This window comes from Mycobacterium bohemicum DSM 44277 (genome assembly GCF_001053185.1).
Lineage (GTDB): Bacteria > Actinomycetota > Actinomycetes > Mycobacteriales > Mycobacteriaceae > Mycobacterium > Mycobacterium bohemicum.
Window position 1 is genome coordinate 667,285 of record NZ_CSTD01000001.1, and the last position, 15,436, is coordinate 682,720.

12 protein-coding genes and 1 pseudogene are annotated in these 15,436 nt (G+C 60.7%); 9 read left to right on the plus strand and 4 right to left on the minus strand.

Features of this window, described 5'->3' with window-relative positions:
• The first annotated feature begins 53 nt into the window (after positions 1 to 53).
• The 4 genes from BN971_RS03300 to BN971_RS03315 all read left to right on the plus strand — a co-directional run bounded on the left by BN971_RS03300 (position 54) and on the right by BN971_RS03315 (position 4,502).
• Positions 54 to 1,217: a DegT/DnrJ/EryC1/StrS family aminotransferase gene (locus tag BN971_RS03300; protein ID WP_085181125.1), complete on the plus strand. Its 1,164-nt coding sequence runs from the start codon at positions 54 to 56 to the stop codon at positions 1,215 to 1,217.
• Entirely contained in the window at positions 1,210 to 2,274 is a 1,065-nt protein-coding gene (locus BN971_RS03305; RefSeq protein ID WP_211279809.1) for a Gfo/Idh/MocA family protein, read from the plus strand. Before BN971_RS03300 ends, BN971_RS03305 begins: the two co-directional genes overlap by 8 nt.
• On the plus strand, positions 2,271 to 3,419 hold the full coding sequence (locus BN971_RS03310) for an ATP-grasp domain-containing protein (RefSeq protein WP_085181127.1): 1,149 nt from the start codon (positions 2,271 to 2,273) through the stop codon (positions 3,417 to 3,419). Before BN971_RS03305 ends, BN971_RS03310 begins: the two co-directional genes overlap by 4 nt.
• Before the next feature lie 273 nt (positions 3,420 to 3,692).
• Positions 3,693 to 4,502, plus strand: coding sequence for an FkbM family methyltransferase (locus BN971_RS03315; RefSeq protein ID WP_085181128.1), 810 nt, complete (start codon positions 3,693 to 3,695; stop codon positions 4,500 to 4,502).
• A 125-nt stretch (positions 4,503 to 4,627) separates the two neighbouring features.
• On the opposite strand, the pseudogene BN971_RS03320 reads toward BN971_RS03315, so the two are convergent.
• A pseudogene (locus tag BN971_RS03320) lies at positions 4,628 to 5,106 on the minus strand (IS256 family transposase); the annotation flags it as partial.
• Between the two features lie 505 nt (positions 5,107 to 5,611).
• On the opposite strand from BN971_RS03320, the gene BN971_RS24425 reads away from it, so the two are divergent.
• Entirely contained in the window at positions 5,612 to 6,709 is a 1,098-nt protein-coding gene (locus BN971_RS24425) for a hypothetical protein (RefSeq protein ID WP_139027034.1), read from the plus strand.
• 473 nt (positions 6,710 to 7,182) lie between these two features.
• Here BN971_RS24425 and BN971_RS03325 read toward each other — a convergent pair whose 3' ends face one another.
• A complete protein-coding gene (locus BN971_RS03325; protein ID WP_085181129.1) occupies positions 7,183 to 7,893 on the minus strand; it encodes a TylF/MycF/NovP-related O-methyltransferase in 711 nt (236 codons plus the stop codon).
• A gap of 338 nt (positions 7,894 to 8,231) precedes the next feature.
• Between BN971_RS03325 and BN971_RS03330 the strand changes: the two genes are divergently transcribed.
• Entirely contained in the window at positions 8,232 to 8,528 is a 297-nt protein-coding gene (locus BN971_RS03330) for a hypothetical protein (protein WP_139027035.1), read from the plus strand.
• 539 nt (positions 8,529 to 9,067) lie between these two features.
• Here the strand turns inward: BN971_RS03330 and BN971_RS24900 are convergent.
• The gene (locus BN971_RS24900; protein WP_169718596.1) at positions 9,068 to 9,211 is read right to left on the minus strand and encodes a hypothetical protein; all 144 of its coding nucleotides are present in this window, start codon (positions 9,209 to 9,211) and stop codon (positions 9,068 to 9,070) included.
• Positions 9,212 to 9,383: 172 nt separating this feature from the next.
• On the opposite strand from BN971_RS24900, the gene BN971_RS03335 reads away from it, so the two are divergent.
• Together BN971_RS03335 and BN971_RS03340 are read left to right on the plus strand one after the other, a co-directional pair.
• Positions 9,384 to 11,570: a glycosyltransferase family protein gene (locus BN971_RS03335; protein ID WP_090349787.1), complete on the plus strand. Its 2,187-nt coding sequence runs from the start codon at positions 9,384 to 9,386 to the stop codon at positions 11,568 to 11,570.
• Positions 11,571 to 11,588: 18 nt separating this feature from the next.
• Positions 11,589 to 12,413 carry a class I SAM-dependent methyltransferase gene (locus tag BN971_RS03340; protein ID WP_085179139.1) on the plus strand — a complete coding sequence of 275 codons (825 nt, stop codon included), beginning with the start codon at positions 11,589 to 11,591 and terminating at the stop codon, positions 12,411 to 12,413.
• A gap of 188 nt (positions 12,414 to 12,601) precedes the next feature.
• Here the strand turns inward: BN971_RS03340 and BN971_RS03345 are convergent, their stop codons facing one another.
• Positions 12,602 to 14,800, minus strand: coding sequence for a glycosyltransferase family protein (locus BN971_RS03345; RefSeq protein ID WP_090349788.1), 2,199 nt, complete (start codon positions 14,798 to 14,800; stop codon positions 12,602 to 12,604).
• Between the two features lie 141 nt (positions 14,801 to 14,941).
• Here BN971_RS03345 and BN971_RS03350 point away from each other — a divergent pair, with 141 nt between their 5' ends.
• Complete coding sequence (locus BN971_RS03350) at positions 14,942 to 15,424, plus strand: carboxymuconolactone decarboxylase family protein (RefSeq protein WP_085181724.1); 483 nt, start codon at positions 14,942 to 14,944, stop codon at positions 15,422 to 15,424.
• Positions 15,425 to 15,436: the final 12 nt, after the last annotated feature.

Below are 15,436 nucleotides of genomic sequence, written 5' to 3' on the forward strand. Positions count from 1 at the left end.
CACGAGATGCCATCGCTCAGACGCAGCTGTCAACTACATGAACCTCGGAGCTTATGATGAAACCGCTCTATGTTGCGCGACCCCTGTTGCCGTGTCTGCAAGATCTCACGGAGCTGCTCGGCGAGATCTGGTCATCGAGAATGGTCACGAACGAGGGCCCGCTCCACAACAGGCTCGAAGCCGAGCTTGCTCAGTGTCTGAATGTGCCGGTTGCCAAGCTGGTCTGCAACGGCACGGTTGCCCTGCAGTGTGCGCTGCTGAGCTTGAACCTGTCTCCTGGCGCCGAGGTGATTACCACACCTTTGACTTTCCCGGCGACCGCGCATGCAATTGCCGCTTGCGGCTACAAACCGGTGTTTGCCGATATTTGTGAGGAGACGCTCACTCTTGATCCGCGTGCGGTCGAGCGAGCGATCACCAGCAAGACAGAGGCTGTGATCGGTGTTCATGTCTACGGAACTTTTTGCGACGTTGAAGGTCTTGACAGGGTGTGCATGCAGCACGGCCTGAAGCTGCTCTTTGACGCCGCCCATGCTTTCGCCGCAGTGCGAGGCGGCACCCCCGCGGGGGCGATGGGAGACCTCAGCACTTTTTCGCTGCATGCAACAAAGTTGTTCAATACTTTCGAGGGCGGGCTGATCACGTCGACCGACGAAGGTATGGCACAGCGTCTTCGACTGGTGCGCAATTTTGGCATCGTGAATGAGGAGCGCGTAACCACCGTCGGCATCAACGGGAAGATGAACGAGGTGAACGCGGCAATCGGATTATTGAATCTGAAGATATTTGAAGAAGAGCGCGACATCCGCAGGGCCTTGCGTGCCGAATATGACAGGATCATCGATCGGCTGCCCGGCCTGCGGTCTCAGATAAAGCAGCCCGGCGTCAAACAATCGGAACAGTTTTATATGGTCGTCGTTGATCCACGCGTCTATGGAGCGACCCGAGATGAGATATACGATAAGTTGAAGGAACGGGAGATATTCTCACGCAGATATTTCTGGCCGATCTGCACCGATTTCGACTGCTACAAAAACGCGCCGATCCACACTGTGCATGCTGCGCCCATAGCAAACAAGGTCAAAGATCGCGTGCTGTGTCTGCCCTTCCATTCGGGAGTTGAGCCGGAGCATATTGAGATCATTTCCGATGTGCTGTCTGGATTCCACTGCAAAAGCCGAAAGCTGACGCTTCAAAGGGTAGCTCATCGTGAATAGGGAACTTCGTTTCCTGCTCTCCGGTCCCGGGCTGATGGGCCGCAAGCATGCGGCCCTGCTGAAAGAGAATCCCGATACTCGACTGGCGGCGATCGTGGCGCCCGCGCATTCTCGCAATTTCGAGTTTGCTGCAGCCGAAGGTGTCAGACTCTTCACAACTGTCGAAGAAGCGGTTGAAACCGAAGAGGTCGATGCTGCGATCATCAGCTCTCCGAATGTCTTTCATTACGATCAGGCGATGCGCTGTGTGAAGAGCGGCATTCCCGCCTTGGTCGAAAAACCCATCACGGATTCGCTGTCCGCGGCGGCCGGTCTCGCATCAGCCGCCGCGGAGAGCAATGTCTCTCTGCTTGTCGGCCATCACCGGACCTACAGCCCCCTGCTCGAGGTCGCTCGGGCTTTCATGGCCTCTGAAAAGTTCGGGAAGGCTGTTTGCGTGCAGGGGTCGGCGCTGTTCTACAAGCCGGCGGACTACTTCGCCAGCGGGCCGTGGCGGACCCGCCCGGGCGGGGGGCCCATCCTTATCAACATGATTCACGAAGTAGGCATACTGCGTTTCCTGGTCGGCGAGATCGAAAGCGTCGCGGCCAAATTCAGCAGGGCGGCGCGTGAGTTTGAAGTCGAAGACAGCAGCGCCATGATCTTCTCCTTCCGCAATGGCGCCATCGGAACATTCCTGCTGTCGGATGCCAGCGCGAGCAGCAAGAGCTGGGAAATGACAGCAGGTGAGAACCCGGTCTACCCGCATTTCCCCGAGCAGAACTGCTATCACTTCAGCGGGACCATGGGATCGCTCGATTTCCCCTCGATGCGGTTCCGGACCTACTTTGGCACGCCCAATCGCTCCTGGTGGCACCCGTTTGATGAAGGGCAACTCTCGGTCCAGCGGCATGACCCGCTGACAACTCAGCTCAGGCACTTCGTTGATGTCGTACGTGGCAACGCCGCTCCGCTCGTCACCGCGCGCGATGGCTATCTCAATATGTTGATCGTCGAGGCCATCGTGAAAGCTGCCAACTCGAGCAGAGAAGTTGAAATTTCCGAGATTGCTGAATGACCCGAGCCCTTCTCCTCGATACCAGTTTTGCGGCCAGGCCGATCCATGACTGGCTCCTGGAAGAGGGATTCGAGGTCTGGACAATCGGCAACCGCCCGCGGGATGTCCTGGCCCGACGCGATGCCAGGCGCTATCTGCAAGACGACTACGCAGATGCTGTCGTCGTGCAATCGCATGTCGATCGACTGGACATAGACTGCGTCGTACCCGGGTGCACCGACGTGTCGATCGAGACGGCCCTTCGCTTGCGGGTCAAGGAATCGGTATTCGACACCCCGGACACCTATCAGAAGATCGCCGACAAGTCGGCTTTCCGCGCCCTGTGCGCCGAGCTCGACCTTCCTTCGCCCAGACGCGTGTTCATGGAACAGCTGCCGGTTGAGGGCAAGCTCATCGCCAAGCCTTCCGATGCCTTCAGCGGTCGCGGGATTACGGTGTTCGACGGGGCGGACCGTGACGCCGGCCGGCGCGCGCTTAAGACTGCACGTGCCGAAAGCCGCAATGGCGAGGCGTTGCTGGAAACCTATATCGACGGCCGGTTGCATAGTTACAGCGCCTTCTTGGAAGACCGGAAGGTGGCCGGGGCGGCCATCGTTCGCGAAGACGGGTCGGTCACGCCTTTCGCGGTGGACACTTCGTACGTTGTCAACGATTTCCCTGCCGATGGAATTGCGGCCGTCAAATCCACGGTCGAGCGCCTTGCCCGAGCGCTTCGCCTGGTTGACGGTCTCCTGCATGTCCAGTTCATCTGGGACGGTCAGAAACCGTGGCTCATCGAGCTGACCCGTCGTTGCCCGGGCGACCTCTACCCCTGGCTCGTCGAACTCAGCACCGGCCAACGGCACGCAGCGCGTTATGCCTCCTATTTTGTCGGCAGACAGGTGCGCCGCGGGGAACCCGTAGTGCGCCGTCACATCCTGCGCCACACGTTGACGGCGGGTCACGCGAACTACGAAGCGCTCTGGTTCCGCGAGCCGACGCCGGTGCTGGAATTCCACCCTCTCGCTACCTCGGGCCGAGAGGCACCACCTAACGGCCGCATCGATCGGGTCGGCTTGTTGTTTCTGGAGTACCAGACTGAATCGGCGCTTAGGGAAGGTCATGGCCGCTTTCTTGGCCGCACCGGCTATCGGACGGCAGTTTAACGTCGCCGTCGTCAACCGCGTCCGCGCCATCCCCTGACCCGCGGACCCCCGTGTCCGTTTGACCCCAAGGAAGGAGCAGCCACCCCGGGATCGTCGATACCGGCGTCAGCTCACGGCACGCGGCGGCGCCGCTTCCAGAGGTCGGAAATCAAGATCAACTCGTGACCTCAGTAGCCGTCAGGGAGAACTCGGGCGACCGTGAAAATTTGAGGTGAGTAAGGCGTACAATTTCGCGCAGAGCTTTGCTGTTTAGCGACACCGAGAGAGAAATCCATGAGAGACTGGACGTTCGAAGAGCTGCACAGGGAACATCAAAAAATTGTTCTGGGACTTCAACATACCATAGCTCAAAGAGAGCGCCTAATGGCGCTGTTCCGTATGGTCGGCGAGATAGTCAACCCAGAAAACGCTGTCGACGTTTCTTGCATTATCAAGACTTTGATGGAGAGCCCATCTGAACGTTTTCAAGATATTTTCGCGCTTCTTTTGAGCGGCGGAAAGCGCAATGGGTTTTTTGTGGAGTTCGGTGCCTGCAATGGATTGGTAGCAAGCAATACTTTGACACTTGAAAGAAACTTCGGTTGGAGTGGCATCCTCGCAGAACCGGCGACTTACTGGCATGATAGCCTTTCAAAAAATAGGACCGCGCGTATTGATAAGCGCTGTGTGTCAGCTGTTACCGGAAATCAGCTCCAGTTTTATCAATCGGACCACCCGGGAAACTCCTCGTTGGATAAAACGCATCCGTATGTGGGAAATATTGCGGATTCTTATACCGTCGAGACGGTGAGTTTCATGGATCTTCTAAAGGATCAGGACGCGCCCAGGGATATCGATTTCTTGTCCGTTGACACGGAGGGGCACGAGAAGGAGGTGTTTGCCAATTTTGATTTTGACCGCTACAGGTTCGGATTTATCTGTGTCGAGCAACATGCGCAACTTTCTCCCGAAGATCGTGTGCGGCCGATGCTGGAAGCTGCTGGTTACAAGGTAATATTTCCTCGGGAATTCGGGCGGCCGGTTCCAATGCAGATTACCGGGATAGATGAGTTCTTCGTACCGGAGGATAGCCCCTGCGGCTAGCTGTACTCGGTCATTAGGTTGGTCGCAGTCGGCTGATCGGGGCTAGTCCTGGAAGTGCACTGCGGCGTCGTTGAGTGTTGTAGTGCTCGAGCCAGGGTGCAAGGGCGCGGGATTCGCTCGGCGTGCAGCTGGTAATTCAACGACTCGACGGCATTGGTGGTGTAGATGATCCTGCGGATCTCGACCGGGAAGGCCAAAAACGACACGCACTCGGCCCAGGCGCGATCCCCCACCGCCACCGCGCTGGGAGATTTGGTGTGCCACTGAGAACGGAACTCCTCAAGAGCCAGCTTGGCGGCCTCTTCGGTGGCCGCAATGTAGATAGGCCGTAGCGTAGCGGCCATCTTGCGGCGGTCAGTGAAGGAGGCGTAGCGCATCGAGGAACGCAGCAGATGCACCCACGCAGGCCTGTATCACCGCGGCCGGCCACACCGCCGCGATCGATTCAGCCAGCCCGGTCAACCCGTCGCGACAGACAACAGAGCGTCGCGGCATCCGCGGCTGCGCAGCTCAGTGAGGACCCCGTGTCAAAAGTTCGCGCCCTCGCTCTGCTGGATCCAAATGCCCAGGACCCCTTGATTCCCTCGACGTCGACCACCCACACCATCGTGGCTGACGACCCGACTCGCCTGAGGGAGTGCGGGTCATCGGCGGCGATGAGCACAGCTGGTCATACACCCCTCACGGCCACGGGGATGGGTTCGTCCTCCAGCGGGCCGACCGAAGCGATCAAGGGCCGTTTGGCGACGCTACGCAGAAACGCCCTCGGATTCCAAATCTTCACCCACTACCGAATCCGCTCAGTCCTGCACTGCGGCAACCCCAACCAACATATCAACGCGCTTTAAAACACGAGAGCCAGTTCACACTAGCCGCAGGCAGGATAGGCTGTAGCACGGGTGAACTGGTTTACGCCCCGGAGGAAGCATGCAAAACGTGGAAGAACTGATCAAAGATACCAAATCATGACGCATGCTATTCACTGCGCTATGGGGGCAAATAACGGGTGTGAATGCGTTTGTCGTGCCAGAGACATTCGCTGCCGGCTGCTTTCCAGGGTCGGAGATGATGGCGGAGTGGCTACTGTCTGATGTTGGCGAGGGGTTATAATGGATGATGTCGAAAAACATATAATATTTCATGTCGGGACCATCAAGACGGGTTCCACTTATGTTCAGAAATTCCTATTCGACAATAAGAAGTCGTTGACGGCTCTTGGCGTAGACTATATCTTGTTTTCCCCTCTCCGTCTCGATTTGCCGAGATACGCCAATGCCGATTTTATCATCGATAATGATTTTAACGTTCATCGCGTGAGAAATTTGATCGAAGCTTCTCCATGCCGCCACATCATCATCTCTGAAGAGGGGCTGATGGGGCGACCGGCGTCGATCAAGAACGAAGTGTTTGCCGCTTATAGTCGGACCGCAATCATGTATGTTCGTCCGCCGGTCGAATTAGTGGCATCTTGGGCGGCGGAAAACTCTCTTCCATGGAATTTCATACGAGATTTGCAAAAATATTCAGACGGATTTGGCGTCGTTGATGTATCGGAAGGGGTCAAGTATTGCTGCAATATCTATGGCCTGATGATCAATAGTTTTCTCGATACGATTGAGGCTGACGCAGAACTGAACCTTGTAGTCCGGCCTTACGAGCGTGACCAATTAGCGGACGGAAATATTATTGTAGATTTTTTCCATACCATGGGACTTGGAGATAGGCTCGGCGATTTGCTTCAAGTCGTAAGAAACTATGATGTGAGAACGGCCCCAGGCGAGCACGCGCTGCCGCGAGCCTGGGAGTCGACGATCAATGAAAGCCGGAGTCGAAAATATTGCGACGTAAGCGCGAAGACCGCGCGTCTTGTCCAAAGATGTGCTCTAGAAGCGATATACGGCGAAGAGGTATACAGCGAAGCTCTCGTTGATTTCGTGGTGGAACGTTGCGCTTCCGGTGACGATCGTAAAGTGATCGAGACATTGTCCGACGCGGACATGGATACTATTGTTCGCTGCCTCGAACCCTATTATCAGAGGCTTTGTTCGAAGGGTTACAAGGACAAAGTGGATCTCCAAAGCTTGTTACCCGATATTTATGGCAACGGCCGAAGGGCGTATCAACCAGTCGACGATGAGGAGGTCAAGCGCGCCGTCATTGAATTTCTGGAGAACAGTGGTCGGGAAGTGGCTCATTTGTGGCTATAAAACGTGGTCGCGCCGGCCGAGGCGGCGAAATAGTTGCCCAACCGGCGATCCAGGTCGGCCGGTCGCGTCGGGACAGTACTGCCCGGAATGTCTTTTCGCTGGAGCGATGAAACCGAATCCCCACCTGGGCAAGCACTTCGGCAGTGCGGTGGCGGTCCAGCTAGCAAGTTCGGCGTAGCAGCGCATTCCCGCTCCTATCGCCCAGGATGGCGATGGCCAGCAATCCGCCCAGCGGGTAGCGCAGCCGCGCGAATCGCGGGGTTCCGGCATCTGAGGCGCCAGCACCTGCAGGAACTGCGAATTCAGTACTGTGACATGCTTTCCGGCGCCCCGGCGATCCAAAGCCGCCGCGACCGACGACACAGGTAACGCTGCACAAGCGGGCACGGGCGAGCCGATACGTTGGAAACGATTAAACTTCCGCAAGCCTCAAGTTCGCGCCTGGGTCTGCAGCCGCGGGAGGACTCGTCGTTTCAGGGCTTTATCCAGCACCGCACATTCTTGTTGATCCTTTGCATCAGAACAGGCGCGCGTGTCGCAAGAAAGTCATCGACAGCCTTCTTGCATCCGACCGTGTAGCCGTAGTCGTCGACAATGATGACGCCACCTTGGACAACGCGGTCGTACAGCGATTCGAGCTCGAACTTGGTCGTCTCATAGGTGTCGGTGTCGAGGCGCAAAAGGGCGATACGCTCGATATCCAGCGTCGGGATTGTTTGAAGGACATCGCCCTTGACAATGCGTAAACGGGGATATTCGACCGAGGTCATGTTGGCGATAGCGCCCTCGCTGAAATCGAGCCCCGCCTCCGGAAGGCCGGCAACCGCCCCGGTTTGCAGATCGATGTCGAAGTCAGCGTTTCTCCCGACAAACCCAGAGAACGTATCGAGGGCGTAGACGTCGCGCAAAGGTCCCTCGTAGCGCGCAAGGACGGTCTCGATCGCCATAATCGACCCGCCGAGTAGCACACCACATTCGATGAAGTCCCCCTCGATTTTGGCCGCAATTATGTATCGCGCCGCACAATACAGATTGTGCAGCGCCTGAACGTGAAGCTCTGTGTAGTCCCAAACCATCGCCGCGAGTTCCCAGAAATCGTCCTCTGATATATCGGGCGAGTTTTCCCTTTCTATTTTGGGATCGAACTCGGCCTTACTGTGGCCGTATTCGTAAATCGTTTTCATTACTATCGCTCCTTACTGATGTGACGTGGCGAATTCAGCAAACGGGAACGAGCTGAGCAACCCGTCGCGCCGCTCCAGTCCGCCCTCTCAAGGACATGAATTCCGTTCAGATAGGCGCAACCTCTCAGATTGCCGCACAACATGACGGTATTGTCCCTCCTCTTGCGGTGCTTTCGGTCGATCGTTCGCTGTCGTTCGGAGATTATGCTGGCCCGTGTCACTCTTTGCGCCTCCACAAGGCCCTTCCGGGCCGTGCGAAGACTGCTCCCCCGGCGGTCCGGTGAGCTGGAGCGCGGCGGCTCGGATAACGACGTCACGTTACAGAGAGGAAGAAGCAAATGACAACCACCCTGACCCGGGCTGGCGGCTCCCTCCGGGCCGGGCTGGGGCGGCAATGCCGACTGTCGGCTCAACGTACTTCCATGGCCATGGTCAAGAGCCTGCTGGACGGCCTGAACCATCAACAGCACATGCGCGACGGCAACCGGGAACCGTCGATGACCGAACTGACGGTCACGGGGGCCCACATCCAGCACGACCTGGCCGTCATTGTGAACGCCCCCAAGATCTTCGGCGTCGATTCGCCGGTGGGTAGCGGTGGTAACCGTGTCCGTGGAGTGTTCCGGGGGACTTAACCCTCCGGGGGCTACCTCGTCAGAGCGCCGAGGGGTGCTCGGCCTGATAACGGATAAGGCTATGTTTCACGCCAGCTATCGCGCTTGACCCGGTCCAAAGTGTCCACCCGGGCGCCATGTGGTGTTGCCTTGCGAGCTCGTCTGCGGATACCGTTTACTGGCACCATGCGACGCTTGGGTTCACACCGGAAGGGTCGGCCCGGCACGAGCCACTCGCCGCAGAACGAAGCGGAGATCCGATCCAGCGAAGAGGTCCAATCGAGCGGACAACAGAAACTCGCCGACGAGCCGAAGAGTCGGCCTGGCACGAGTCACTCGCTAGAGAACGAAACGGGGATCCAATTGAGGGAACAAGAGGAAAGCGGCCGAGAGAAGCTCGCCGAGGACGTCGAGAGTGCGATGCTACTCGGGCGAATGGCGCTGACCAATATCGTTCGAGCAGCAGCGCATCGAATTCTGAAGGAACTCCCCGACACGCCTGAGGGTGTAGAGACGGGCCCACTCCCGGAAGGGACCACGCGGCAACTCGCGGACCTCGCCTACGCCTTCGCATGCTTGGAAGGGGCACAGCGCGGTGTCCTGCCCACCACCGCGGCGCCGTCGAAGGCCACCACCCCGCCGCCGCCGAAGACCACCCCCCCGCCGCCTCCGAAGTCGAGCTGGGGATAGCTAGCGCGCACCATCGCGAGAGAGCCGGCTCGTCGGACTTGCGGAGTGCACGGCGGACACGCGCAATCAGATCTGGAGGGGTTGAACCTCCCAGTGAGTCCTCAGTCTCCGGACATGCCGAAACCGTTCAGACCGCTTCACAATTGAAGGGGTCAAGCCCCGCTCCCCTTTCGGTACTTTGCACCCATGCTGTTCGCCGTCGCAGTAGTCAAACCTCCTGGCAATCCGACCATCGGCGGAGGATTTCGCGAGATCGCGGAGGCATTGCACCACGGTCTTGTGGCGCTGGGCCATGACTCGGTGCTGACCGATCGTCTGGACCTCGACGAGCGCCGCACCATCGTGCTCGGCGGAAACCACCTTGTCCACTACGGCTTGGCCCCGCCGAGAAACCCCATCTTCTACAACCTCGAGCAATTGGGTGCCGACGCGCCGTGGATGGAGATGCCGGAATTCGTCGACCTTTTCCGGCGCTACCCGACGTGGGACTACAGCCAAGCCAACATCGAGCGGCTCGCTGCTATGGGACTGCCCCGGCCCATCTACGTTCCGATCGGATATGTCCCCGAGCTGACCCGGATCGCACCGGCCCCCGAGGACATCGACGTCCTTTTCTACGGCTTGCTCAGTGAGCGCCGTTACGCCGTTCTGCGGGAGCTGCACGACCGCGGACTGCGCGTCAAATGGCTATCGGGGGCCCTTGGTGCGAGCCGTGACGCCTGGATCGCGCGCTCGAAGGTTGTCCTCAACCTGCATTATTGGGAAGCGAAAATCTTCGAAATTGCACGTGTTTCGTATCTGCTGGCCAACAGGCGGGCGGTGGTCTCCGAGCGTGGTGGCGATCGGGCTTTGGAGCGCGACCTGGAGTCGGGCGTCGCGTTCGCGGACTACGACGAACTGGTCGAGCGCTGTGTGGAGCTCGCCGCCGACGAGCGTGCGCGACGCGAGCTCGCCGAGCGGGGCTACCGGGCTTTCTCCGCTCGCGACCAGGCCGCGATCCTGCGGCGCGCGCTGTCGGAAAGTTTCGAGGGTATCAGCCATGAGGCCGACGCGCGGAATGCCCCTGGCATCGATGTACGCGTGGAAGGCGAAGAATTCAGCGCAGATCGTGAGCTCCGCGATCGCAACCTGATCAGGCAAAAATTCGAGCACGAGCGAAATCTGCTGCTGGCCAAGGTCAAACGCCACCCCAAAGATGGGCGGTCGGTCCTTTTCCTCGCCGAAACCTACGTCCAATTGGGCGATTTCGTCAACGCGCGCCGGTGGTATGCACGGCGGGTCGAGATGGGTGGCTGCGGCGAGGAGGTGTACTGGGCGCTGTATCGGCTCGCGGAGTCGATGTCGAACCTTGGTGAGCCCTGGCCGGACGTGGAAAAGGCCTACCTCAAGGCGTGGGAATTTCGACCGACCCGCGCCGAGGCGTTGCACGCCATCGCCGTTCGGTGTCGCAAAGAGCAACGCCACGAGGCCGGCTACCAGTTTGCCCAGCGCGCCGCCGAAATCCCCTATCCCGACGAGGACCTCTTTGTCCCCCGATACGCCGACGTCTACACGTGGCGCGCAACCGACGAGCAGGCGGTGTGCGCGTCCTGGACCGGCCGGCACGCCGAGGCGTTCACGCTGTGCCGGACCCTGCTGGCCCGCCCCGACATCCCCGACCCGGACCGGCAACGGATTGCGGCCAACCGCGACTTCTCGGTACCGGCCATGCTCGAGGCCGCCTTGGTGCACCCCCAAGCCGTGGTGTCGTCACTGACCGCAGGGCCCCGTGACGGCGAGATCACCGTCAGCCTGATCGCCGGGCCCGACCGCCAGACCACCGAGCAGACCCTGGACTCGTTTCTCAACTGCTGCCTCGACATCTCACGAGTCGGGCGGTTTGTGGTGCTCGATACCGGCCTGCCCACCGCCGACCGCGCCAGGCTGCGCAAACGTTACGGGTTCCTCGAATTCGCCCGCCGCCGATCCGGCGACAAGCCCGCCCCCCTGCTGGCGCAGCTGCGCGCTCAGATCGACGGCCGGTTCTGGCTGCACCTGGGCGAAGGCTGGCGGTTCTTCGCCCCCGAGAACTACATCACCCGCCTGACCGCAGTGCTCGACGCCGAACCACAGGTGTTTCAGGTCGGCATCAACTTCACCGACGCAGCCAAACTCACCGGCGCCACCGCAGCAGAGGAAACCGTGCGCCGAGCACCCAACGCCGGCCGCTACCTACTCACCGACGTAATAGCCACCGGCCCAGCGATGTTCGACACCACACGCCTAGACCAAGCCCACGGCGCGCGACACCGCGACCCCGATCCACCCGCCGAACCCGGGCCGCGCACCGCCACCCTCGACGAAGTCCTCTGCATCTCAAGCCAGTACCTCTAACGACAGTAAGGTGGCATCATGGAGCGAGTGATCGGGAGTGTACCGTCCGGCTCGAATCCCACTTCGCCACCGGACTGCGGCTCGCCCGGTGACTTGCTGCCCCCCCGGGAGCTTCAGGATTGGGTAGGCGGCGGTGGCGATGACGCGTACAAGGCAACCGGCAATGAATTCTTGGGTTATCTGATTGACCTATGTGGGTTGCAGCCAGGTGATGCAGTGCTCGACGTTGGTTGCGGCTCAGGGCGGATGGCTTTGCCGCTCACCGGTTACCTGAATCGGGAGAGCCGCTACGCCGGCTTCGATGTCTCGGGGGAAGCGATCTCCTGGTGCGCGGAGAACATCTCAGTATCACACCCCAACTTCGATTTCAGAGTTGTCGATGTTCAGAACGGAGTCTACAACCCGACAGGCAGGTACAGGTCGTCAAACTTCCGTTTCCCGTATCCCGACGCATCGTTCGATGTCGCGTTGCTTGCCTCAGTGTTCACGCACATGCTGCCATCCGATGTGAAGCAATATCTGCACGAGATCGTCCGTGTGCTGAAGCCGGGCGGGCGAAGTCTGATCACTTTCTTCCTGCTCAACGATGAGTCGTTAGCCCTCATTAAGGAGGGAAAGGGATTATTCAAGTTCGAATATGAGATGCCAGGTTTTCGGATGACCCACATCGAAAATCCCGAATCGGCGATCGCCTATCCGGAAGGCTTCGTGAGGTATCTGTATGGGCAGTGCGGCCTCGAGCTTCGGGAACCGGTGCGTTACGGCACGTGGTGCGGCCGAACAAATGGCATGAGCGGGCAGGACGTCGTGATCGCGGCCAAGCCGCAAACAGGAATCGCATAGCCATCGCGCGACCCAGCGATTCCTAGCTCAGCGTCGGGGGCGCGCGTTGCCAACCGACGGGCCGCTCGACCCAGGGCGGTCGCGTGGGGTGCTGTTCGGGTGCGAGCTGATACCCCTCACCGAAGACGTGAGAGCCGCACACGAGGTCGGCTCGCGGGCATGCGTGAGTTGGTCGAGGACGGTTGTCGTTAGAGGTACTGGCTTGAGATGCAGAGGACTTCGTCGAGGGTGGCGGTGCGCGGCCCGGGTTCGGCGGGTGGATCGGGGTCGCGGTGTCGCGCGCCGTGGGCTTGGTCTAGGCGTGTGGTGTCGAACATCGCTGGGCCGGTGGCTATTACGTCGGTGAGTAGGTAGCGGCCGGCGTTGGGTGCTCGGCGCACGGTTTCCTCTGCTGCGGTGGCGCCGGTGAGTTTGGCTGCGTCGGTGAAGTTGATGCCGACCTGGAACACCTGTGGTTCGGCGTCGAGCACTGCGGTCAGGCGGGTGATGTAGTTCTCGGGGGCGAAGAACCGCCAGCCTTCGCCCAGGTGCAGCCAGAACCGGCCGTGGATCTGAGCGCGCAGCTGCGCCAGCAGGGGGGCGGGCTTGTCGCCGGATCGGCGGCGGGCGAATTCGAGGAACCCGTAACGTTTGCGCAGCCTGGCGCGGTCGGCGGTGGGCAGGCCGGTATCGAGCACCACAAACCGCCCGACTCGTGAGATGTCGAGGCAGCAGTTGAGAAACGAGTCCAGGGTCTGCTCGGTGGTCTGGCGGTCGGGCCCGGCGATCAGGCTGACGGTGATCTCGCCGTCACGGGGCCCTGCGGTCAGTGACGACACCACGGCTTGGGGGTGCACCAAGGCGGCCTCGAGCATGGCCGGTACCGAGAAGTCGCGGTTGGCCGCAATCCGTTGCCGGTCCGGGTCGGGGATGTCGGGGCGGGCCAGCAGGGTCCGGCACAGCGTGAACGCCTCGGCGTGCCGGCCGGTCCAGGACGCGCACACCGCCTGCTCGTCGGTTGCGCGCCACGTGTAGACGTCGGCGTATCGGGGGACAAAGAGGTCCTCGTCGGGATAGGGGATTTCGGCGGCGCGCTGGGCAAACTGGTATGCCAACTCGTAGCCCTGCTCATTGCGATGCCGAAAAGCGATGGCATGCAACGCTTCTGCGCGGGTCGGTCGAAACTCCCACGCGTTGAGGTAGGCCTCCTGAACGTCCGGCCACGGCTCACCGAGTTCCGCCATCGCCTCCGCCAGCCGAAACAGCGCCCAGTACACCTCCTCGTCGGAGCCGCCCATCTCGACCCGCCGCTCACACCACCGGCGCGCGTTGACGAAATCCTCCATGCGAAAGCAGGTCTCGGCGAGGAAGAAGACCGACCGCGCATCCCCGGGATCGCGATTGACGTTGGCCAGCAACCAATCGCGCTCCTGCGCAGCCTTGTGCTTGAACAGGCTGAAGGTGAACAACTGGCGCTCGCGGAGATCTGCGCTGTGGCCGTGACCTTCGCGGCGCAGATCGATGCACGGGTCGTCGCGCGCAGCGGTCTGGTGGGTGACATCCTCGGGGCCTTGCGACAGCGCGCGGTCGACGATGGTGGCTTGGTCGCGAGCGGAGAAAGCCCGGTAGCCTTGCTCGGCGAGTTCGCGCCGTGCGCGCTCGTCGCCGAGGAGCTCCACGCAGCGCTCCACCAGTTCGTCGTAGTCGGCGAACGCGATGCCCGACTCTAGCTCGCGCTCCAACGTCGGATCGCCGCCACGCTCGGAGACCACCGCCCGCCTATTGGCGAGCAGATACGAAACACGCGTGACTTCAAAGATTTTCGCATCCCAGTAGTGGACGTTGAGGACAATCTTCGACCGTGCGATCCAGGCATCGCGGCTCGCGCCGTAGGCGCCCGACAGCCATTTGACGCGAAGACCGCGGTCGTGCAGCTCCCGCAGGACGGCGTAACGGCGCCCGTTGAGCGCGCCGTAGAAAAGGACGTCGATGTCCTCGGGGGCCGGTGCGATCCGGGTCAGCTCGGGGACATATCCGATCGGAACGTGGGCGGGCCGGGCCAATCCCCGAGCGGCCAGGTACTCGATGTTGGCTTGGCTGTAGTCCCACGTCGGGTAGCGCCGGAAAAGGTCGACGAATTCCGGCATCGTCATCCACGGCAAGTCGTCGCCCAATTGCTCGAGGTTGTAGAAGATGGGGTTCTTGGGCGGCTCTAATGCGTACTGGACGAGGAGGTTTCCGCCGAGGACGATGGTGCGGCGGTCGTCGAAGTCCAGCCGATTGGTCAGCACCGAGTCATGGCCCAGCGTCACAAGACCGTAATGCAACGCCTCGGCGACCTCGTTAAAGGCTCCGCCGCTGATGTCATCATGGGAGGGCGGTGACACGATCGCGACCGCGAAACGCATGGGTGCAAATTACAGCAAGGCCGGTGGGCCCGACGAGGAGTTTCAGCACGACAGCGTGGCTACTTCCCGATCGTTGCGACTGCAGACTGCGCTCCTCTAGGCTTCAACGACCTGGATCCCCCACCGGGCAGGAGTTGTTGGATGGCCCGACTCGATGTGCCGGATGGCCCCGGCGGCGACGCGGCCATGATCTGGACGCTGCGGCCGCAGCTGGGCGGCATGGTCGATCGGATGATCCGGGGTGCCTACGAACAAAGCATCCTGCCCGCCGACGAGCGGGAGCTGGCCAGGATGCGGATCGCCCAGATCAACGACTGCACGGCCTGTTCGGGATTCCGTGCCCAGTCCGTGCTGGACGCCGGGGTCTCCCCCGAGCTTTACGACCATGTGGGCGCCTACGCCAGCTACCCCGGCTACACGGCACGCCAGCGCCTTGCCATCGAGTACGCCGAGCGCTTCGCAACCGATCACGCGTCGATCGACGACGCATTCTTCGATCGGCTGCGGGGGTCGTTCTCCGACCCGGAGATCCTGGACCTCACCCTGTGCGTCGCCGTCTTTCTGGGGCTCGGGCGCTCCCTGAGCGTGCTGGGTGTCGACCAGTCCTGCGCCGTCGACCTTTGACGGCGAGCCGGA